Raw genomic sequence first — 20,012 nt, forward strand, 5'->3', positions numbered from 1 at the left:
ACGTAGCACTGCTACGTCTCTACATCCAGATTCATACTTTAATTCAGCAACGCCGCAAACTTTACCAATGCAGACACACTGACGATAAATTGGCTTGACAAGCAGTGAAAGTGAATAATCCTGTACTTGCCCATCACCAATTTCTCTGATGATGGCGATGCAAATTTATTGCGCCTAAGGAATAGTACTAGTGTTTGCTCATCACCAATTATATGCTGAGAGGATAGTCAATAGCTAACTCTCAAGTTGCTCATCTGCACTTTATGCTAGGCGTCAAATTCACTGATTTGAATAAAACTTCTACATAAACACACACTGATGCAGTTTGATTTGCTTGAATAGCTATATTGATAGGACATTGATACGACGGCAATTCACAATCCTGATTATGGCAAGTAAATTCATTGATGTTAGGGAATATACTGTCAGGGCGCACAAAAGACAGATTCATACTCGTGTTTTCCAGTTTGTCTGTAAAGAGTGTAACGATCTGACAAAGCGCGAGACTTTCGGGCCTCGACCCTTATATTGCGAGAGATGTCGCCCTCCCCAACCGCCTAAGAAATCCCAACCAGCATCTCACAAAGCAAAACCCAGAGCAATGTCTTACAAAAGTGACATCGATTTAAATTAATTGAAGCCTTATGACTCAAAACGGACAATTAGAACCACCTCCAGGCACTTTTCTATCACCACTGTTGGAACTGCGAGATTATTATGCTCGCCTTACAGAAGAGTATGAACGCCTCTTTGTGCAGGCGCGATCGCAGCTCGATCATGTAGAAGCGTTGTTGTCTAACTGGTCTTTTTCTGATAGCAGCAAGCAAATATCAAGACTGACGGCAGCTGATGAAACCTCAAGTGTTTCCCAAGAAGGATCTGTGCCGTTTTTATCACCTCTTGATGACATCGACGAAATCAACTTGGTGGAGTCTGTACAGTCAGAACTTACAGACAAAGACTTGGTTGAGATCGATAATTCCTTTTCTGCTGCTGTTGATACAAAAGAGAGTCAACCTTCAACTACATCGCCAGATTCAAAGATCGCCCCAGAGAACAACGATAGTTCAACAAAGGTGGCAGAAGTCCCCATGCTACCTCAGTATAATCACGCTGTTTCCCGAATGGAAGCCATAAAACAGCTATTGCAAGAGCAGATAGGTACTGTATGTCATATCGATTTTATCGTGCGATCGCTTTATGGAGAATTAGATTCCAATCTATTCAAAGTAGTTAAAGGTAGGGTTCAATCTTCCCTCACCCAAGGCAGAGAAAGGAATTACTGGGTAACTATTCCTGATGAGCCAGGTTGTTATACTCTGGATTTAAGTTTGGTCGCCCCAAGTAACCGCAATGGTTCTTCTAGGAGCAACAAAAACAAAAACAAGAAGCCTTTCGTACCCCCAACAAAAGCAGTACCGATGCTCAAAGCCTTTGAGGGTCAATTCTTAATTGATGCCCTCACCTCTCTGTTTGAAGAAAATCCAGGTAAAGTTTTCAGCGTTGCTGAAGTCATCGCCGGAATTTATGGAGAACTAGATTCTCAGCAACTTCGAGAGGTCAAAAATAAGGTGCTGAATGAATTATCTAGAGGCTATCGAACAGGCAGATTCTCTAGGGTTCCTAACCAAATCGGCTTCTATACTTGGGACTCCAATATGATATTGGAGGGTAGTTCTCGTTAAATGGGCATGGGGCATGGGGCATTGGGCATTCGTCAATAATTAATAGTTATTCTTTTCCTGCTTCCCCTGCTTCCCCTGCTCCCCCTGCCCCCTGCCCCTCTACCTCTTCCCCACTCCCCTATCCCAAAAACAGCTTGTATGCGGGATTCTTGTTTTCATCCCAATAGCGATAGCCCAGGTTATCGAGAAAAGCTTGCCACTCTTCCATCTCGTGGGGGGGAACCTGGATACCAACAACGATTCGCCCGTAGTCTGCGCCGTTGTTGCGGTAGTGAAAAAGACTAATATTCCAGTCGGGACTCATGGAGGTAACAAACTTCATTAATGCGCCGGGACGTTCAGGAAACTCAAAACGGTAGAGCAATTCATTGTGAGCTAAGGGAGAGTGTCCACCTACCATGTGCCGCAGATGTAATTTAGTAAGTTCGTCGTCGGTTAAATCAAGAGTTTCAAATCCTTGAGCTTCAAAGGTTTCTACCATCTTTGCAGCATCAGCACGGTTTTGAATTTGCACACCGACAAAAATATGGGCTGTTTTTTCATCGGCAATGCGATAATTAAACTCGGTAAGATTACGGTTGCCAATACATTCACAAAACTTGCGAATACTTCCCCGTTGTTCTGGAATTGTGACTGCAAAGATTGCTTCGCGGCGTTCGCCCAACTCTGCCCGTTCTGCCACAAAGCGGAGACGATCAAAATTCATGTTTGCACCACAAGCTACAGCAATTAAGGTTTGTCCCTCGATTTGCTCTCGTTCTGCATAAGCTTTGGCAGCTGCGATCGCTAATGCACCGGCTGGTTCTAAAATGGATCGCGTATCCTCAAACACGTCTTTAATAGCAGCACAGGTATCGTCTGTATCCACCAGAATAATTTCATCTACATACTGCTGACACAAACGGAAGGTTTCTTCACCTACTTCTCGCACCGCCACGCCATCAGCAAATAACCCCACTTGAGACAAGCGCACCCGATGTCCGGCTTTTAGTGATTGAGACATCGCATCAGCATCTACTGGCTCAACGCCAATAATCTTGATTTCGGGACGCAAGCGTTTCACATAAGCCCCAATCCCAGAAATTAATCCACCCCCTCCAATCGCTACAAAAATCGCATGGATGGGTTGCTGATATTGTCGTAAAATTTCCATCCCGATTGTTCCCTGTCCAGCAATTACATGAGGATCATCGAAAGGATGAATGAACGTCAAACCTTTTTCTACTTCTAATTCACGGGCATAGCTATAAGCATCGTCGTAAGTGTTTCCATGTAAGACGACTGCTCCGCCCCTCATTCTAACCGCGTCCACCTTGACTTGGGGCGTGGTTATTGGCATAACGATAATCGCTTTGGTTCCCAAGCGATTGGCTGCAAGGGCGACCCCCTGAGCATGATTCCCCGCAGATGCTGCGATTACACCCTGTGCCAATATATCTGGTGGTAGCTGCACCATTTTGTTATAAGCACCACGCAGTTTAAAAGAAAATACTGACTGCATATCCTCGCGTTTCAGCAGCAGTTGATTATTCAGCCGCGCAGACAAATTTGGTGCATACTCTAGCGGTGTTTCCTGGGCAACATCGTACACACGGGCAGTCAAGATTTGGATAAGGTAGTCGCAAAACATGGGCGTCAAGGTGTTAGCAAATGCCGGATGGAAACTAATTTTACGTTACAAGCGATCGCACTGGTTTTATTTAATTACACTCTCTCAAAGTTTTGAGTGAATAAAATTTACAAATTACTACTGTTTAAAGAGAAATAAGTTCAGTAATTGATTTTTTTTTAGTAACCTTCAATTCAGTGCGATCGCTGGTAGATTTATTTTAAACGAGTTTCGCTAACTGTCTGAGTATTTATATCTCTCAATTTATGTTAAAGTATCCGTGAAAGATTAAATTCGGCTGTGTAGTTTGTTTTTATATATACCTGTATTACAGACCTCTCCGGATCTAAATCTCTACATCCCTGATTCTGGAGACATTTTATGTCAATTTACGTCGGTAACCTATCTTATGAGGTTAAAGAAGATGACCTCCGGCACGTCTTTGCAGAATACGGAACAGTAAAAAATGTTCAATTACCTATTGACCGAGAAACCGGCCGGATGAGAGGTTTCGGGTTTGTAGAAATGGAATCAGACGCACAAGAAACAGCAGCGATTGAGGCCCTTGATACTGCTGAGTGGATGGGTCGGAGCTTAAAAGTTAATAAAGCCAAGCCCAAGACAGACGGAGGTTCCTCTGGCGGTAGACGAGGTGGTGATGGTGGTTCCTCTCGCCGCTATTAAGGTCTAAAACTAAAAATTTAATTCTAAAGTCTTGAGGGCAGACAAGGCGTCTGCCTTTTTTGTGCTTTGGTTGACTGGAGTATCTAGCGCAACCCAACCACAAACTAAGCCAATTTAGTAGAAATTGATAATATGACACAAATAATGCTAGACGAAAATGAAGAGATTGCATCGGCGTTACGTCGATTTAAGCCAGAATTATCCAAGGCGGGAGTTTTTCCAGATATCAGAAAATATCGCCACTTTGAATAGTAATCATGAACCCAGAAGCTAAACATATTGTTAGCGAACTAAGGCGTGAGTTCTACTCTAAGTTTGCTGCTGCTATGAAGATGCCGGTAAATATAACTGGTACATCTTATAGTAGTAATTCACCGATCGCATCTTGGATGGATCATAGGCAGAGACTGAACTACATAAATGTATACGCTTATACAGCACCTGATGAATTTGTCCCATTCCGCCCATTCATTCTTCGATTGGCTATTAACAAGAGTGCTGGTAGAATCACGACATTCAGAAAAGGACAAGTTTGCCGAGGTCTTAATTTAATGTGGGACTTTGAACTAACTGTACTACCAAATGAAATCTTAGACTTTCTTCCCTGGATAGTTAACTTAGTTGAGGCTCATGACAAAGGTTCGCCCTTATTGCTACAATCACCACCTCATTCATTTGAATTAGAAGTGCCAAAGGTTGGGTTATTTAATAACGCATGGACTCAAAAAGCTTGGCTCCTGACAAATTCGACAATATCTTAATGGCTGGTGCTAATCGCTCTTTTAGCAACCGACTAAAAATATATGTGCTTGGCCAAATTTGCCCAATAAGGAAAGTAGCAAGCCTACTTTGGGGAACATCCCAAACCTTTATAAATTTTTAAAACAAAATATGCAATGTTGCACAAGTGCTAAAAGGTTCTCTTCATTTGCTTGCTAATCATGCTATGGCAATCCTAAATCATTCGTGAAAAAAATCTGTTACCTATTGCCTATTGCCTATCGCCTATTGCCTATCCCCTATTCCCTGCCAATTTCACAACTCAAATAGGATTGCTCTACTCGCGCGTCTCCTATATACCTGATAATTAATAAAGCAATTTACAGAGAGCAAAGATGCAGACTCTCCAAAAACTCTTCCTCCCAAGTATGGGCTGCGGGACTTGGGCCTGGGGCAACCAACTGCTTTGGGGATATGACGAAAGTATGGATGACCAGTTGCAAGCGGTCTTTAACCTTTGTGTAAGCAATGGTGTAACTTTATTTGATACAGGTGATTCTTACGGAACTGGGAGATTGAATGGTCGCAGTGAGCTACTTCTGGGACGATTCAGCCGAGAATATATAGGTTCAGGTAAAGAAAATATTTGTATTGCGACTAAGCTTGCTGCTTACCCGTGGAGATGGACACGCCAATCAATGGTAGGGGCTTGTAAATCATCTGCCCAACGTTTGGGAAGAAACGTAGATTTAGTACAGATGCACTGGTCTACAGCAAATTATGCGCCTTGGCAAGAGGAAGGGCTGTTAGATGGTCTTGCCGATGTCTATGAGCAAGGACTGGTTAAGGGAGTGGGACTATCCAATTATGGGCCTAAACGGCTTAAGCAAGTGCAGAAAAAGTTTGCTGAACGAGGCGTTCCTATTACTACTCTGCAAGTTCAGTACTCTTTATTGTCTACATATCCTGTCACCCAACTAAAGCTCAAAGACCTTTGTGATGAGTTGGGAATCAAATTGATTGCCTACAGCCCTCTAGCTTTGGGACTACTGACTGGAAAATACTCTGAGCAAGGCCCTTTGCCCAAAGGCATCCGAGGTCTGTTGTTTAAGCAGATATTACCAGGAATGCGATCGCTTTTGGCATGTTTGCGAGAGGTGGCACAGTCCAGAAACAAAACTATGTCACAGGTAGCAATTAATTGGTGCATCTGTAAAGGAACCATTCCCATCCCTGGAGCAAAAAGCGTCGAACAGGCGAGGGAGAATATTGGTGCATTAGGTTGGCAATTAGACGCCAGTGAGGTTGTAGAGTTGGATAGGGCGGCGGCGAATGCAGGTAAAAAAATGGTACAAAATATCTTTCAAACTAATTGACACTCCCCGCCCTGAAGGGAACAGGGATTCTTGAATCTAAGACATAACTTGCTCTTGCAGGTTTTCACCAACAAGAGTAGAGGTTTCATCTCCGCAAGCGTTGCCTACGTCTAGCGCAGAGGTTCCGATATGCCCTACCGTACCCAATCCCCGACTAAGGATAATTCTAGCTGCGTTTTCATCTCTATCCATGACACAACCACACTGACAAACATGGGTTCGAGTAGATAGTGTTTTCTTAACAACTTCACCACAGCTAGAGCATTGCTGGCTACTGTATTGCGGATTAACCGCAACCGTGACACGTTTAAATACTTTACCGAAGTACTCAACCCAGACACGGAACTGATACCAAGATGCGTCATTAATAGACTTAGCTAAACAGTGATTTTTTACCATATTTTTAATCCTCAAATCTTCGTAGGCTATCAAGTCGTTCGACTGAACTACGCACCGTGCAAGTTTCACTGCATGGTCTTTACGTTGCCTACTTATTTTGAGGTGGCGTTTACCTAAAATCTGTCTAGCCTTGCCTCTATTCTTTGAGCCTTTCACTCTTCTAGAAACTCGACGTTGTGAACGCTTGAGAACCTTCTCTCCGATACGAAGAAATTTAGGGTTCACTAAGCTTGCCCCCTCAGAATCGGTGTAGTATTCCTTAAGTCCAACGTCTAGCCCAACTGTATTACCAGTTGGTTCTATATTCTCGCAACGGTCTACATCAATGCAAAATTGAGCATAGACACCATCTGCGCGTTTTACCAATCTCACCCGTTTAATCTGGTTAAGTTGGTAGAAGTGCAAATCACGAGTACCTTTAAGTTTTAATTTTCCAATGCCTTTTTTGTCGGTGAAGATTATAGATTTTCGATTGTCTGCAAGCTTCCATCCTGAAGTTTTGTACTCAACAGAACGGCAATCTTTTTGAAACTGGGGATATCCCTTTAAACCTGGAATACCCTTTTTGCAGTTGTCATAAAATCGAGAGATAGAAGACCAAGCTCGTTCAGCACTAGCTTGACGAGCCATTGAATTGAGTTCATTAGCAAAGGGGAAATTAGCCGCAAGTACAGCACAATATTTTTGCAAATCGTTTTTGCCCGTACCTTTAACATCCATCCATAGCCGAATACAGCTATTACGAATGAATTTAGCAGTCCGAATTGCATCGTCTATTGCAACTAATTGTGCCGACTTCCCATAAGCTTTGAATTCAAAAACTAGCATCTTTCTACCTCCTGCCTTATACTACCAAGTTTGGTATAAGATACTAGGAAGGTTGAAAAACTTTATACAATCTTGACGACTGAATAAATTCAGCCATTCGCTTATATCCTCCGCATGAATAACGGGGGCTTTACGCTTCACGGCTCGTAAAATTCCAACGTTGCTGAATTTAAATATGAATCTTTAAGCAAATTGCGCCTAAGTCCAATCATTTCCCAGCGTGCTTATTGTCTAGCAAAAGCCAAGTCACTTTCAATTAACTTGGCACCTGTTAGATTAGCCCCACTCAAATTGCATAAGTTAAAATTTGCTCCTCTGAGGTCAGCTAGCGATAGATTAGCTCCTGTTAAATCTGCATCAGTAAGGTTAACTTCACTTAAGTTAGCGCTACTTAAGTTAGCCCCTCTCATATCTGCTAGTTGCAGGTCTGCTTTGGTGAGGTTTGCCCTCATCAGGTTTGCCTTATTCAGGTCGGCTCCATTTAAATTAGCTTCACTTAGGTCTGCTGCTGTTAAATCAGCTTTACTTAGATTGGCTTGACTTAGGTCTGCCCAACTCAACTTTGCATAACTTAGGTTAATTTCACTCAGTTTCGCTGATGCAAGTACTGCACACCTCAAATTAGCATTAATAAAATTTCTTTCTCCCATTGCATAACGGCGTAAAATTTCATCAGTTGCTGCTCTGCCTAAAACAGCTTTTGATGCGCCTTGATAACACCATGCAGATTCTAATAGTTTGCTAGCAGTGTCAACAGCTACCTCATCACACGTAGCCATTATCACACCATTGCAGCCATCCCACTGACCGTTAAGCATAGGGGCAATCTCAGTAGCGGCAGCGATTGAGTCAAATAGCAAAATAGAATCTTTGTGCCGTTTTAACCAGCTATTCCAACCAATCGAGTTAATATGTCTCATTTCTATAATTTTTGGCGCGTTAATTCAGGATTACGGCTCTAACTTCAAGATATTATTAAAGTTTGCTTACCTCTACCTCTGTCTTTAATTATTTATTCAAGGGTAGTTCCACCAGCTGCCAGCACAAAAGACTGAAGTTCCTTTTTCATTTTGTACGCCAGTTAATGACGGGGCGCTGCACACAGCCCTACAACACTGATGCAGCCCATCTACAGCGCCCAGTCATCAAGGAGTTACAATCGGCTTAAGTACAAAGTCTGCAAGAATTAAGTTCTAAGCCGCTGAGTCTGAGCGTTCTATTTGCTGCCGAATGGTTTCAATAGAAGCATTAATGCCAGCTAGTTTAGACTCTAAATCATCTCGCATCCAAATCAAGAATTTTAATTTCCGCTCTAAGCTAGCTTTGTGCGAAATAGGTTCGCTTCCATAACAAGTACTACCCCAAAAAGGAAACATAGTTTACCTCTGTAATTAGCTTTTGTAACAGTGCAATATATTGCACTACTACACTACATTATGACTAATCACAATCAGACTGGTGTGCGTAACAACCGACCTAAATTGTACGTGCTTAACGAACTTTGCTAAAAGTTATCTATTGAGCCGGCAGAGTTTCCCATACTGCCAGCAACTCTTTCCATGCGTTCTTTAAGAAAAAGTTGAAGTGACGGCAGTACTTCAATTCAAGATAGAAAAATTCTGCCAATTTGGCATTACAGGTTTCTGTTTTGCAGTTTAAATGAGATATCAAGAGAACGCAACAGCCCAAAGGTTACACGAGGAATGGTTTACCCTATGCCTCAGTACCTCCACAAATCGCCAGTTGTTGACTCAACGCTGTAGAACATCTTTTCAGGCAACTTACAGCGCTCGGTCATCGCTTCACTACAACTGGTTATTAATTTACTAGAAAACACATATATAGCAATCCGATTTGATTTGTGGACTTATTTGCGTAGAAAGGCAATAGGCAATAGGCAACAGTTAAGAAGCCTCTTTGAGCTATACTTACACTTGTTAAAAAATAAAATATGAGTCCTATCGTAATCCGATTTGATTTCTGAATCACTGGTAGAGGCAGGGAACAGGGAGCGGGGAACAGAAAAGATACTTAAGTTTTACTATCGTCAAAAAAATCTATTGCCTATTGCCTATTGCCTATTGCCTATTGCCTCCCTCCACTACTTATTTGCCTTTACAAGCTTAGTAAACTCTTGCAAAGTTTTTTGATACTTTTCTTCAGCTATCCAGAATAAGTCATTATGATTTGCCTCTTCAACCCACAAATAAAGTTTTGGAGATATTGCAGCATTAAATAACTTTTCTCCATGAGCAAAAGGAATGATATCATCTGCTTTTCCATGAATCACCAAGATCGGGCATTTGACTTTTTTGATATTGTCCAGATTGGGAAATTTATCAAAAGGTAAAATCCGAAATGGTACTATTACTTGGAAAGCGGAAATAAACGAACTTTCAAGAATTAAGCCAGCTACTGGTTTACGCATTGCCAGGTTTAGCGCAGAACCACCGCCAACCGAGCGCCCCAAAACTATAATTCTTTCAGGTGATATTTTTAAATTTTGCGTTAGATAATTGTAAGCGCTATTGATATCTTCATAAGTGTGACTTTCTGTCGGCTGTCCTTGACTCGTACCATAACCACGATAATCATAAGCAAAGACACTAAAACCCCAAGCTTGTAATTTTTCTAGGATCTGTTTTATCTCTCCTAAATCTTCAGAATTACCATGAGAATAAAGAATAGTATAATCAGCTTTATTGTTCAATAAGTATGTAGCTGATATATTTGTATTTTCTCCGCTTTTTAACTTCAGAATTCCTGGATTATCCTGATAGCTAGAAGGTTTAGACAGAAAAATCATGCTATCTGCACGAAAATATACATATCCAGCAAAAAATATATAAATAAATATTAAAGATTTAAGCAATCGTTGCCAAGTCAAATCACCAATTAGCAATTTTATAAGTTGCTGTTTTTCCATGAAATTTTATTTTTAGGGTAAAGCTTTTGATTTACAGCCAGTAAAAAAGGCTTTTTTACTAGCTGTAGCTGTGATGTACTGAGATATCATACCCAACAAAAACTATTTTGATTTTCGTGCCGATTTGGGCGGTGTTCGGTGTGCCCCAAAATACTTCTCACTACGATAGCGCAGCCATACCCGCAATACTTGCGGAATCTGCTCTTTTTGTTCCTTGCTCAGTGTATTGTAAAGGAAGATTGCGCGATCGCGTTCACCCCGACAAGCAGCGTTATTATGAGCATCCCAATAGCTGCGGGCTACCCGAATCCGCCGACAGACTTCCTTAATCAGCGCTTCTCCTGTGAGTGGAGCGTCCTGCTTTGCCATACTCAGATGCGATAAATTTCTAATGCGATCGTAGCGAGTCAGACTCATTCTCACAATTGCAACCCAAACAAGTCAAACCTGCAAATCGATTTTACTAAACTTTAGACTGAGGCAGCAAAAGTAACTCAGTAATCAAATCCTCTGAAAACATAAATTTGTTCACTCCTAAGTATGTTGATGCTTCATATTTTTTCGTCTTTAAAAGAGATTGATGCTCGGTAGAATAATTTATGCGTATTCATCATCTTAATTGCGGTTGTATGTGCCCGATTGGTGGGGCACTCTTCGACGGTTTTAGTCGTGGGCTAACAGCCTGTCTCGTCTGTCACTGTCTGCTCATCGAGACAAATCAGGGACTCGTTCTCGTAGATACAGGCTTCGGTCAGCGCGATATCCAAGCGCCATTATCAAGACTTAGCCCCTTTTTCATGAATTTGAATCGCATCAAGTTTGAACAAAAATACACGGCGGTTGCGGCTATTGAGCAGCTCGGTTTAAATCCGCGCGATGTTCGCCACATAGTTCTTACTCACCTTGATTTTGACCATGCAGGCGGGTTGGAAGATTTTCCAGAAGCTACCGTGCATGTAATGCTCAGTGAGATTGAAGCAGCCAAGGAACGGCACGGCTTTGTCTCATCGCAACGTTACCGCCCTGGTCAGTGGGACGAAGTAAAAAATTGGAAGTATTATTCGGCTGGTGGTGAACCTTGGTTCGGCTTTGAGGCAGTACGTAATCTCGAAGGGCTACCGCCCGAAATTCTCCTAATACCGCTCGTCGGTCACACACGGGGTCATGCAGGTATCGCTATTGAGACATCCGAAGGCTGGCTCTTACATGCAGGCGATGCTTACTTTTATCGACATGAAATCGGCTCTCCTAAACGAGTTTGCACACCTGGTCTACGTGCCTACCAATGGATGATGGAGGTAGACCGAAAGGCTCGACTTGATAATCAAGAAAAGTTACGTGCGTTATCGCTCGACCACAGTAGTGAAGTGCGCCTCTTTTGTAGCCATGATGCTATCGAGTTCAAAACTTTCGCTGACCAAAATAATTCGCAATTGCAGAAAGACGATTCACGCTCAACAGCCTTCAATTAGCTCAAAAACTCGACGCATCTCAACGAAATTATACGGTTTTCAAGGTTCAACCGAGATGCGTTGATCAGTTTTAACACGCTTACCTCAAACTTGATTGCGTGAAAAAACTCCGTACAGCTCAAAAAGCCTTCTTGCCTATTGCCTATTGCCTATTGCCTTCTTGCCTCTTGCCTGCCCACGCAAATAAACTCAAAAATCAAAGCGGATTCCTATATGTAAATACGAAAAGTTAAAAAAACAGCTTGCACCATCAAAAGCGAACTACTCTGAATTTTAGAGATGTCAAGAGGAGTTGTTATGACTACCGATGTACCTCAAAATCTTTCCCAAAACCCAAGTGTTAATCCTATCCATGACATTGTAGACGTACAAACCACAGATTGTTGCATTGTGGGTGGGGGGCCAGCAGGAGTAGTGTTGGCGCTGTTGTTAGCGCGTCAAGGCATTTCTGTGATGCTGCTGGAAGCACACAAAGACTTCGATCGCGATTTTCGCGGCGATACGATTCATCCATCAGTGATGGAAATTATGGAAGAATTGGGACTTAGCGATCGCTTGCTAAAACTTCCCCATGCCAAGATGCGCCAAATTAGGTTTAAAACTCCTGAAGATACTGTCACATTGGCAGATTTTAGTCATCTGAAAACCCATTACCCCTACATTACGATGCTTCCCCAGGTAAAATTCCTGGAGTTCATCACCCAAGAAGCACAAAAATATCCTAGTTTCCATCTGGTCATGGGCGCGAATGTGCAAGAATTAATTGCCGAAAATGGCGTGATTCAAGGTGTCCGCTATCGGGGAGGCGGTGGCTGGCATGAAGTTCGGGCAATACTGACAGTGGGTGCAGACGGTCGCCACTCACGTTTACGCCACCTGGGTGAGTTTGAGTCAATCGAAACCTCGCCACCAATGGACATCCTCTGGTTTCGCCTACCGCGTCAGCCAGAAGACCCAGAAGGGGGAATGGGGCGCTTTGGTCAAGGTAAAATCATTGCCATGCTTGACCGTGGTGATGAGTGGCAACTTGCCTATGTCATCCCCAAGGGAGGCTATCAACAACTGCGGGCTGCGGGTTTGGAGGAATTAAAAAAATCTGTTGTCGAAGTGGTGCCAGAATTCCAGCAACGCATCCAAAATTTACATGATTGGTCACAAATAGCTTTTCTCTCAGTCGAATCCAGCCGCGTCAAACGCTGGTATCATCCAGGTTTGCTACTCATCGGTGATGCAGCTCATATAATGTCGCCGGTTGGTGGAGTTGGCATTAATTACGCAATTCAAGATGCTGTAGTCGCGGCGAATGTACTCAGCAAACCGCTCAAAAACGGACAAGTACAACTTAGCGACCTAGCAAAAGTACAGCGTCAACGTGAGTTGCCCACACGCATCATTCAGGCGTTTCAAACTTTTATCCAGAAACGGGTGTTTGCCCCGGTTCTGATCTCAAATCGCACCTTTGTACCACCTGCGTTTTTGCGCTTACCCTTCTTGCGTGACCTTCCAGGCAGGTTGATTGCCTTGGGTGTTTTTCCAGTTCACGTCAAGACTTAACTTTTGCCAAGGATTTTTCTATTTCATCAAGTAGTGGTACAATCATACTACTCAATGCAGAATCCAATGCTCATTTAGTCAAGCGAAGGTAGCGAGTAGCATATTTAATGCTGTTCAAAGCGATCGCTTGGCTTTTATGCTAGAAATGACTAAAACTCAGGCATTATTAAAAAATGCAAACAATTAAACATATCTAGATATTAATTGGCACTACATAGAAAAACCCCCTCTTTTTGAATCAGTACTTTTTGCAGTCAGGAGGAATTTTAATGAACAGCTGCGTTTTGATGGCAGAAATTATTAACGAGCCGCAACTGCGTTATACAGCAGATAATCTGGGAGTCACAGAAATGCTGGTGCAGTTTCCGAATTCCCAGAAACCAGAAGATCCGCCAGCCACCCTGAAAGTTGTCGGTTGGGGGAATTTAGCGACAGAAATTCAGCAAAACTACCACCAAGGCGATCGCGTCATCTTGGTAGGACGTTTAAGCATGAATACTGTTGATCGTCAAGAAGGTTTTAAAGAAAAACGCGCTGAATTAACAGTGCAACAAATTCAACCTGTTGGAGGCAGTTTTAATACTGATCCATTGCCCTCAGCAAGCGTAACTCCATCATTCACGGAAACTGCTTCCCGACAACCATCTTCAGCATCTCGTCCTCCACAGAAAGACGTTCCTAGTTACGAGTCACCACGTCCCGCGCCTACCCCGGCTGCAAATCCTGTTGGCGTTGCTCCCCAAACGACAAGTTACGAACCCGTACCCCAACGCACAAATTATGAGCGAACCCCTTATCCAGCAGTGAAAGAGGAAGAACCAGATCCAGATGATATTCCTTTCTAAAGTTGATAGTTGAACGAAGAGGCGGGGGAAGTGGAAGAGGAATTGGGGCAGGGGGTAGGGGGAGCGAGTATGGAATTTTTCCCTTTTCTCCCTACTCCCTACTCCCTACTCCCTTTCTTATCCCGAACTCACGTGACGTTAGTGTAAGCTGACTTCAACTTCCCCAGGAAGTTAAGCATGGCTGAAACCACAGCATCCGGCGACTCAATTAAGAAACCATGACCACCACGGTCAAGAACTACAAGTTCAGCATTGGGAATACCTTGAGCAAGCTCCTGAGAAAACTTTAACGGGGTGAGAATGTCTTGTTTACCAACTAGAACTAGGGTAGGACAATGAATTTGTTCTAGGCGGTCTGTTGTGTCAAAGTCAAGCATAGCTTGGCTGTGATGAAAAAGTGAATGAGTTGCAGGTGGGAAAGGATATCTGATTGCAAATTCGATCAGTCCTTCGATCATCCCAGGAATCGAGTAAAAAGTATCTGTAAATATCCAGGGTAATACAACTTTTTCATAAAGTTTCAGGTCTACATTACCGCAGAGTTCGCCCCAAGTCTCAATGATGCTTTTAAACAATCCATCACCCTTTGCCAACGATGAAATTAGCATCAGACTTTGTACCTTTTCAGGATGTGCTAACACTAGCTCTTGGGCTATCTGACCACCCATTGAATGACCTACTAAATGCACCTTATCGATCGCAATGTGGTCGAGTAATGCTGCAACGTCACTAGCCATCTGTTTCAGACTATAGGGGTTTTCGGGAGCAGAACTTCGTCCCATACCTCGATTGTCTAAGCGAATGACTTGATACTGCGAAATCAGGGATGGCATGAGCAACGACCAATAGGCATGATCGCAAAGAAAGCCAGCTATTAATAGCAAAGGCTCACCCGTTCCCTTAATTTCGTAGAACAAATCAATCCCGTTAATCTGAAGCTTTGGCATAGTCAATAATTCTGCAAGTCCCTAGACAAGGCTACACTCCTACGTCTTAAATCTCTCGTCCACCGGAATTTGATAGCCGTTGGCAAGGCGATTGGTCATATTGGCAGTGGCTGCGATCGCCATTACTTCCCCGAACATGTTATCATTCATGCCCTTGGCACGCGCCGCCGCTGTGTGCGAGGCTATGCAGTACTCACAGCCATTTGTCGCACTCACGGCAATGTAAATTAGTTCGCGCATCAGTGGATCAATCTCACCAGGACTGGTCATAACTTCCTTAACTGCTTGCCAAGTCCGTTGCAAGGTAGGAGGATTATTGGCTATAGCTTTCCAAAAGTTATTGATATAGTCATTCTGGCGTGTAGCGCGGATGTCGTCATATACTGCACGTACTTCGTCGCTGGCTTCTTCGTATTCAATCAGCTTAGTCATCAGTTGACAATCACTCCGCTAAGTAATAATCCTATGGGATTTCTCCTCATGATTTTGGACTTATTTTTTAGATACCAAAATGTAGGATACTACGTTTTTACCTGCGAAGATTAGCGGTGATGAAATTCGACCTCTTTCTCCAGAATCTTAATATCATAGCTGCCAAAGAAATCGTGACCCAATAAGCCGATGTTTGCTTTTGGTGCGATCGCAACCTGAAGATTATTGGCTGTAACTCCACCTGCTGCAAGAGATTTTACCTTACTAGTTGCGAATTCTATGTTGCTACCATCGGCAATTTGAGCTTGCATTGTACCTGTTGCTTGGAGTTTAAGTGTGTTTGCTATATCCTGCGTGATAATGGTTACGCTAGTACCTGTATCTACAATCATTTCAAAGGTTTTTTTATCATTGAAGGTGACGTCAATCACAGGAGTTCCACCAAAGCGGCGTTTAATTGAGACTCGAAAAACTCTTTTGTCTGAAGGTGCGGCTATTACATTGCCTATATTGCCACAAAGCCTTTCCAATCCAACGGTTTTACCAGAGGAGGTTACCATGTAACATGCTCCTGGATCGTCAGCTATTGCTGTTGCCCGCTGAGAGAATGCTAAAAATAACAGCGTCGGCATTAGTGCAATTGCAGCTAAGTTAAAGGTCGTAATCCAACGCCTCCAAGCATTCTTCATGTTATATATTTTCTCCAATTTTGCTAATATGTTTTAATAGATAAAGTTTTTGTTATAAGTATTGTCTAGACTATTTACCTATTTTTTGTATTTTCAATTTATTTAGTGATGTTTTTACTTTTTATTTATGTGCCTCTGTAATATAAAATTGCATTTTACTCAATACATCTTAGCTAAAATTACTGATTAATAAATTAAAGATTAAGTAAAGACATGATAAAACTACTTAGAGCATATTAAATCTGGTAGATTAAGAAGTTAGATAAGAGAAGTTTGTTAGCTTATTCAAGAGTTGCTGCTGCATGTACAGCAGTTGTAATCGCATTTTTAACAGCAATATCCCTTTCTTCTAAGATGATATCTTCACTAACAGTACGACCAGCTACTACACCACAAATAGCTGCTGCTGCAAAATTATAGACTCCTGCCATTTTAAACAGGGTGCCACATTCCATCTCATAATTCAAGATATTCAAGCGTCGATATTCTTCTGTAATACCATGCAGCGATCGCATTAAATTTGGATTCGCTGAATCAGTGCGTTCTTGTCCTTCGTAAAAAGTATCAACTGATGCCGTAATTCCTATGTAATGTTCAACCTCTAATTCTCGCGCGGCTTCCACTAGGGCGACTGTGAGAAAAGGATCAGCTGCGGCTGGATACTCCACAGGCGCAATGTCATTTGCTGCACCTTGGCGACACAATGCTGCACTGCTAATAACAACGCTACCGACTGGTATATAGGGTTGAATTGCTCCGCAAGTTCCAATGCGAATTATTTGCCGAATTCCTACTTGTACTAACTCATTCACAACAATACTTAATGAAGGCGCACCCATACCACTTGTAGCTGATAAAATGCTGCGACCATTTGGTAAGTATCCCACATAGCTATTAAGTCCGCGGTTTTCTGACAACAAGCGGACATCTTGTAAATAAGTTTGGGCAATTAGGTGCGATCGCTCCGGGTCGCCAGATAATAGGGCAATGCTGGGAGGCAATGAACCTAAATCGTCTTGTTCAAAGCCAATGTGATAAAAGCGTTTACTAGACATAGAATTGAGAGTAGCGATCGCCCTAACACAATACTATGCTAGGGTGATTTTTATTTTCCTAGAGTAAATCTCCTCCTTCCCATATCTGAAGTTGTCTTTCAGCCGCAACTATGCAATTGAGAGATTTGGGTGGGTACAGAAAATGATCGTAAGCTAATGCCATCTGTCTAGCAGCTTCAGTATATGGCACTCGCCCTATTCCTGTACCCAATCCAGGACAGGCAATGGTGTTAATTTTTTGCCTAGCGTGTTGATTATGCTGGCGAACTGCTAACAGCATAGCCCACATCGCTATATAAGGAATATCTGTCCCAGCAATGATCATCGGAACTCGCATAGTGGGTGTATGAGCCAGAAAAGGATGCTTGTGATGACCTGTTTCCATAATCATTGATGTTCCCACAGGCTGTTCACCCAAATAATCCTCAAGAATGCGCCGCTGGACTCTTACCATTAAGGAATGACCGAAAAAACGGATAATTGCCGCATCTATGCCACCATCCATCATTCCGAAAGAGTTTGCAGGGCTGACCATACAATCAAAATCTGGCAACCACTCGAAATAGTTATTTACTATTTCTACATTGGGTAAGTAATTAAAATGCTGTTGAAAGGCTGCACACAACAAAGAGTCGGGAGCTACCAATATCAGTTTCAAGCTTTCATTTCCTCCGCTTGAATACCTATTTTAAACGTCAGCGAGGGCAAACATCAACTGTTTCTCTGAATTATTAACCTGTACATTTTTAGTATTACCTTTAAATACAAAAATATTACAATGTTGGCGGTGACTGTTTGTCGTTTAAGCAAAAAGAAATTTTATGATTCACCGAGAACTCATCCTTTATCCCTCTGCTTTCTTATTGCCTGTCTTTATAAGTAAGCTTCTCTGAGAAGTCCGGGAATTGGACACCACAAGTTTTCACAAATAAGATAGGATTACTACAGTTGAAATTAGCGATCGCCTGTGTTACGGTCTGAATCATCTGCATCATTTAGCAAATCAGTACTATCTAGCTGAATTGGCAATATATTTGAAGGTATTGCACTATTTTTTAAACCGTTACTAGCTAGTGTATTTGGCAACATCTTTAAACTATCTACATCGCTTGCTAATTCATGAGCAATTGGTTGATATTCAGGGCTATCTCGATTACCTCCTGCTATTTCTTCTGCTTTGCCTATAAAATCCTTTGCAAGTCTTTCACTAAAACCAACAACAAATGCTATTACAAAAATTAGAGACCTTTGTTGGTCTTGAGAAGATTGTTCATTGGTAGTTGGATTTAGCTTAAAAACGCTGGGATTAATAAACATTAATATTATTCCAGAGTTAATCAAGGCTAAAAACAAAACGGCAAATGCTCCTCCGATCATTGGTTTAAAAGCGCCAACAAGGAATGGAGTTAGTGGATCGGAATATTTCTTCTTCTGAAATTCTTCAATTCTGATTAAAATACTGATAATACTACCTAATGTTCCTGCTGAAATAGCTAAACTTAATTGGAGAAGAAATTCATTATACTTCGCATTTACGGATTGCCTTTTGCTATATTGTGCATTTAATTCAGCAAGATTACTATTTAATGTTGTTAACTCTGTACTTTTAAATTCTGCATTTTTTTGTGATATTATATCTAATTCTTTAATTTCTTCTTTGCTTTGTTTTAACCTATTAGCATCAGGAGTAGAATTGTTGTTTTCTGATTGATTTTGTTGTTCAGCTTTACTTTGAATAGCCTCTACCCGGCTATCTGTATATTTTTGGATCTCTTTTATTTCATTTTGTAATGCTTTCTTGTTGATATTATAATTATTATTGTTGTAATAATTAACAACTTCTGAAAAAATCCAAAGTCCGGCTATAGAAGAAGAAGTAATTCCTCCATATATAAAAACCGCACTTATTAGTCCAAAAATTACTTTAGTCGTCGTTGATGGAGAACGGTGGACTGATAAAAATGGGTTGATAATAAACCCTGTTAGAGGATGTTCATATTTGCAAACAATTTGTTCAACGTCAAATCTAATAGCCTGAGCAATATTTATATTCGATGATGATTCATGCAAAGCTTCTATTGCAAATATTAAAGCTTTAGATAGTTCAGCTAGTTCTTTTTGAATTTTATCCCTATTATCAGGTAGAACTATTCTTGGTATTTTGTCCCACCAAATATTTTGTGGCGTATTTCTATTAATGAGTTTTTGAAGCCTATTAAACAATATAATAATCTGAGATATTTCTCTTCCTGCCGCTACTAATTCCTCTTGTTTAATTGGATCGACAAAATTATTAAAATTGTTTTTATAAAAATCCTTTATAAGCGCCTGAATCAGTGCCCTACTTTCATCTAAATTCCAATTATTGTCAGTTATATTTTGATTAGAAACCATTTTGCCTCCAATTATTTTTTAAAATTTATAGGTGTTGAATAGGGTTAGTAAATATCTCGCTGACCTACTTAGTTGCTGCTTGTATCCACATCATTCTTAGCATGGAATATAGGATTGGGCAGTGAATAGTACACTCAAGGGTACTTTTTGTGTAGACGCATACTTCTAAGTCGAAGCAAGATTCGGCAGGGAACGTAGAGAAACTGTTTGTCGCCAGACATCGCTGTGGTTATTCTAGATAGAACCAGCTTCACAGGTAGCATTGCTATTATTCCCAGAACCGCTTCTTCAGTAAACTGAAATGGAGATTACGCTCAATGCCTATCACGCTCCAAATCATAAATTAGACTTGTCGCTTAATAAAGCCCTAAATAGCTCAAAACCTTATACAGCATAG

Annotated in this window: 22 protein-coding genes; 10 read left to right on the forward strand and 12 right to left on the reverse strand. The window is 41.7% G+C overall.

What is annotated here, in order from left to right:
- The first annotated feature begins 388 nt into the window (after positions 1-388).
- Both VB740_RS30150 and VB740_RS30155 read left to right on the forward strand, forming a co-directional pair.
- Complete coding sequence (locus tag VB740_RS30150; protein ID WP_099099597.1) at positions 389-634, forward strand: hypothetical protein; 246 nt, start codon at positions 389-391, stop codon at positions 632-634.
- Between the two features lie 10 nt (positions 635-644).
- On the forward strand, positions 645-1,685 hold the full coding sequence (locus tag VB740_RS30155) for a hypothetical protein (RefSeq protein WP_323203517.1): 1,041 nt from the start codon (positions 645-647) through the stop codon (positions 1,683-1,685).
- A gap of 118 nt (positions 1,686-1,803) precedes the next feature.
- On the opposite strand, the gene ilvA is transcribed toward VB740_RS30155, so the two are convergent.
- A complete protein-coding gene (ilvA, locus tag VB740_RS30160; protein ID WP_323203518.1) occupies positions 1,804-3,315 on the reverse strand; it encodes a threonine ammonia-lyase, biosynthetic in 1,512 nt (503 codons plus the stop codon).
- Positions 3,316-3,675: 360 nt separating this feature from the next.
- On the opposite strand from ilvA, the gene VB740_RS30165 reads away from it, so the two are divergent.
- The 4 genes from VB740_RS30165 (at position 3,676) to VB740_RS30180 (ending at position 6,074) form a co-directional block, all read left to right on the forward strand.
- Complete coding sequence (locus VB740_RS30165; protein ID WP_190899630.1) at positions 3,676-3,978, forward strand: RNA recognition motif domain-containing protein; 303 nt, start codon at positions 3,676-3,678, stop codon at positions 3,976-3,978.
- A gap of 132 nt (positions 3,979-4,110) precedes the next feature.
- Positions 4,111-4,230, forward strand: a complete 120-nt coding sequence (gene rpsU, locus VB740_RS30170) for a 30S ribosomal protein S21 (RefSeq protein WP_416290934.1) — start codon at positions 4,111-4,113, stop codon at positions 4,228-4,230.
- Between the two features lie 5 nt (positions 4,231-4,235).
- Positions 4,236-4,739, forward strand: coding sequence for a hypothetical protein (locus tag VB740_RS30175; protein WP_323203519.1), 504 nt, complete (start codon positions 4,236-4,238; stop codon positions 4,737-4,739).
- Positions 4,740-5,093: 354 nt separating this feature from the next.
- Complete coding sequence (locus VB740_RS30180) at positions 5,094-6,074, forward strand: aldo/keto reductase (RefSeq protein WP_323203520.1); 981 nt, start codon at positions 5,094-5,096, stop codon at positions 6,072-6,074.
- 36 nt (positions 6,075-6,110) lie between these two features.
- Here VB740_RS30180 and VB740_RS30185 read toward each other — a convergent pair whose 3' ends face one another.
- The 3 genes from VB740_RS30185 to VB740_RS30195 all read right to left on the reverse strand — a co-directional run bounded on the left by VB740_RS30185 (position 6,111) and on the right by VB740_RS30195 (position 8,677).
- Positions 6,111-7,301: a transposase gene (locus VB740_RS30185; protein ID WP_323203521.1), complete on the reverse strand. Its 1,191-nt coding sequence runs from the start codon at positions 7,299-7,301 to the stop codon at positions 6,111-6,113.
- 224 nt (positions 7,302-7,525) lie between these two features.
- On the reverse strand, positions 7,526-8,221 hold the full coding sequence (locus VB740_RS30190; protein ID WP_323203522.1) for a pentapeptide repeat-containing protein: 696 nt from the start codon (positions 8,219-8,221) through the stop codon (positions 7,526-7,528).
- Between the two features lie 273 nt (positions 8,222-8,494).
- Positions 8,495-8,677, reverse strand: a complete 183-nt coding sequence (locus VB740_RS30195; RefSeq protein ID WP_323203523.1) for a hypothetical protein — start codon at positions 8,675-8,677, stop codon at positions 8,495-8,497.
- A 283-nt stretch (positions 8,678-8,960) separates the two neighbouring features.
- On the opposite strand from VB740_RS30195, the gene VB740_RS30200 reads away from it, so the two are divergent.
- On the forward strand, positions 8,961-9,131 hold the full coding sequence (locus VB740_RS30200; RefSeq protein ID WP_323203524.1) for a hypothetical protein: 171 nt from the start codon (positions 8,961-8,963) through the stop codon (positions 9,129-9,131).
- A 271-nt stretch (positions 9,132-9,402) separates the two neighbouring features.
- Here the strand turns inward: VB740_RS30200 and VB740_RS30205 are convergent, their stop codons facing one another.
- Positions 9,403-10,227 carry an alpha/beta hydrolase gene (locus VB740_RS30205; protein WP_323203525.1) on the reverse strand — a complete coding sequence of 275 codons (825 nt, stop codon included), beginning with the start codon at positions 10,225-10,227 and terminating at the stop codon, positions 9,403-9,405.
- Positions 10,228-10,329: 102 nt separating this feature from the next.
- Positions 10,330-10,596, reverse strand: coding sequence for a Precorrin-3B methylase (locus tag VB740_RS30210; RefSeq protein ID WP_100897963.1), 267 nt, complete (start codon positions 10,594-10,596; stop codon positions 10,330-10,332).
- 260 nt (positions 10,597-10,856) lie between these two features.
- On the opposite strand from VB740_RS30210, the gene VB740_RS30215 reads away from it, so the two are divergent.
- The 3 genes from VB740_RS30215 to VB740_RS30225 all read left to right on the forward strand — a co-directional run bounded on the left by VB740_RS30215 (position 10,857) and on the right by VB740_RS30225 (position 14,098).
- Positions 10,857-11,699, forward strand: coding sequence for an MBL fold metallo-hydrolase (locus tag VB740_RS30215; RefSeq protein ID WP_323203534.1), 843 nt, complete (start codon positions 10,857-10,859; stop codon positions 11,697-11,699).
- Positions 11,700-11,996: 297 nt separating this feature from the next.
- Positions 11,997-13,253 carry an FAD-dependent oxidoreductase gene (locus VB740_RS30220; RefSeq protein ID WP_323203526.1) on the forward strand — a complete coding sequence of 419 codons (1,257 nt, stop codon included), beginning with the start codon at positions 11,997-11,999 and terminating at the stop codon, positions 13,251-13,253.
- 269 nt (positions 13,254-13,522) lie between these two features.
- On the forward strand, positions 13,523-14,098 hold the full coding sequence (locus VB740_RS30225; protein ID WP_323203527.1) for a single-stranded DNA-binding protein: 576 nt from the start codon (positions 13,523-13,525) through the stop codon (positions 14,096-14,098).
- 128 nt (positions 14,099-14,226) lie between these two features.
- Here the strand turns inward: VB740_RS30225 and VB740_RS30230 are convergent, their stop codons facing one another.
- The 6 genes from VB740_RS30230 to VB740_RS30255 all read right to left on the reverse strand — a co-directional run bounded on the left by VB740_RS30230 (position 14,227) and on the right by VB740_RS30255 (position 19,615).
- Positions 14,227-15,045, reverse strand: coding sequence for an alpha/beta hydrolase (locus VB740_RS30230; RefSeq protein WP_323203528.1), 819 nt, complete (start codon positions 15,043-15,045; stop codon positions 14,227-14,229).
- A gap of 39 nt (positions 15,046-15,084) precedes the next feature.
- Positions 15,085-15,477, reverse strand: coding sequence for a carboxymuconolactone decarboxylase family protein (locus VB740_RS30235; RefSeq protein WP_323203529.1), 393 nt, complete (start codon positions 15,475-15,477; stop codon positions 15,085-15,087).
- Between the two features lie 110 nt (positions 15,478-15,587).
- Positions 15,588-16,166 carry a retropepsin-like aspartic protease gene (locus VB740_RS30240; RefSeq protein WP_323203530.1) on the reverse strand — a complete coding sequence of 193 codons (579 nt, stop codon included), beginning with the start codon at positions 16,164-16,166 and terminating at the stop codon, positions 15,588-15,590.
- Positions 16,167-16,447: 281 nt separating this feature from the next.
- Positions 16,448-17,221, reverse strand: coding sequence for a nucleoside phosphorylase (locus tag VB740_RS30245; protein ID WP_323203531.1), 774 nt, complete (start codon positions 17,219-17,221; stop codon positions 16,448-16,450).
- Between the two features lie 58 nt (positions 17,222-17,279).
- Positions 17,280-17,879, reverse strand: a complete 600-nt coding sequence (locus VB740_RS30250) for a macro domain-containing protein (RefSeq protein ID WP_323203532.1) — start codon at positions 17,877-17,879, stop codon at positions 17,280-17,282.
- 296 nt (positions 17,880-18,175) lie between these two features.
- The gene (locus tag VB740_RS30255; protein ID WP_323203533.1) at positions 18,176-19,615 is read right to left on the reverse strand and encodes a hypothetical protein; all 1,440 of its coding nucleotides are present in this window, start codon (positions 19,613-19,615) and stop codon (positions 18,176-18,178) included.
- Between the last annotated feature and the right edge of the window lie 397 nt (positions 19,616-20,012).

The organism is Nostoc sp. UHCC 0251, from assembly GCF_034932245.1.
In the GTDB taxonomy this organism is placed as follows: domain Bacteria; phylum Cyanobacteriota; class Cyanobacteriia; order Cyanobacteriales; family Nostocaceae; genus Nostoc.

Excerpts from the sequence above, each read along its gene's own strand:
- VB740_RS30150 (WP_099099597.1), top strand. The coding sequence starts at position 389 with ATGGCAAGTAAATTCATTGATGTTAGGGAATATACTGTCAGGGCGCAC.
- VB740_RS30155 (WP_323203517.1), top strand. The coding sequence starts at position 645 with ATGACTCAAAACGGACAATTAGAACCACCTCCAGGCACTTTTCTATCA.
- ilvA (WP_323203518.1), bottom strand. The coding sequence starts at position 3,315 with ATGTTTTGCGACTACCTTATCCAAATCTTGACTGCCCGTGTGTACGAT.
- VB740_RS30165 (WP_190899630.1), top strand. The coding sequence starts at position 3,676 with ATGTCAATTTACGTCGGTAACCTATCTTATGAGGTTAAAGAAGATGAC.
- rpsU (WP_416290934.1), top strand. The coding sequence starts at position 4,111 with ATGACACAAATAATGCTAGACGAAAATGAAGAGATTGCATCGGCGTTA.
- VB740_RS30175 (WP_323203519.1), top strand. The coding sequence starts at position 4,236 with ATGAACCCAGAAGCTAAACATATTGTTAGCGAACTAAGGCGTGAGTTC.
- VB740_RS30180 (WP_323203520.1), top strand. The coding sequence starts at position 5,094 with ATGCAGACTCTCCAAAAACTCTTCCTCCCAAGTATGGGCTGCGGGACT.
- VB740_RS30185 (WP_323203521.1), bottom strand. The coding sequence starts at position 7,301 with ATGCTAGTTTTTGAATTCAAAGCTTATGGGAAGTCGGCACAATTAGTT.
- VB740_RS30190 (WP_323203522.1), bottom strand. The coding sequence starts at position 8,221 with ATGAGACATATTAACTCGATTGGTTGGAATAGCTGGTTAAAACGGCAC.
- VB740_RS30195 (WP_323203523.1), bottom strand. The coding sequence starts at position 8,677 with ATGTTTCCTTTTTGGGGTAGTACTTGTTATGGAAGCGAACCTATTTCG.
- VB740_RS30200 (WP_323203524.1), top strand. The coding sequence starts at position 8,961 with ATGAGATATCAAGAGAACGCAACAGCCCAAAGGTTACACGAGGAATGG.
- VB740_RS30205 (WP_323203525.1), bottom strand. The coding sequence starts at position 10,227 with ATGGAAAAACAGCAACTTATAAAATTGCTAATTGGTGATTTGACTTGG.
- VB740_RS30210 (WP_100897963.1), bottom strand. The coding sequence starts at position 10,596 with ATGGCAAAGCAGGACGCTCCACTCACAGGAGAAGCGCTGATTAAGGAA.
- VB740_RS30215 (WP_323203534.1), top strand. The coding sequence starts at position 10,857 with ATGTGCCCGATTGGTGGGGCACTCTTCGACGGTTTTAGTCGTGGGCTA.
- VB740_RS30220 (WP_323203526.1), top strand. The coding sequence starts at position 11,997 with ATGACTACCGATGTACCTCAAAATCTTTCCCAAAACCCAAGTGTTAAT.
- VB740_RS30225 (WP_323203527.1), top strand. The coding sequence starts at position 13,523 with ATGAACAGCTGCGTTTTGATGGCAGAAATTATTAACGAGCCGCAACTG.
- VB740_RS30230 (WP_323203528.1), bottom strand. The coding sequence starts at position 15,045 with ATGCCAAAGCTTCAGATTAACGGGATTGATTTGTTCTACGAAATTAAG.
- VB740_RS30235 (WP_323203529.1), bottom strand. The coding sequence starts at position 15,477 with ATGACTAAGCTGATTGAATACGAAGAAGCCAGCGACGAAGTACGTGCA.
- VB740_RS30240 (WP_323203530.1), bottom strand. The coding sequence starts at position 16,166 with ATGAAGAATGCTTGGAGGCGTTGGATTACGACCTTTAACTTAGCTGCA.
- VB740_RS30245 (WP_323203531.1), bottom strand. The coding sequence starts at position 17,221 with ATGTCTAGTAAACGCTTTTATCACATTGGCTTTGAACAAGACGATTTA.
- VB740_RS30255 (WP_323203533.1), bottom strand. The coding sequence starts at position 19,615 with ATGGTTTCTAATCAAAATATAACTGACAATAATTGGAATTTAGATGAA.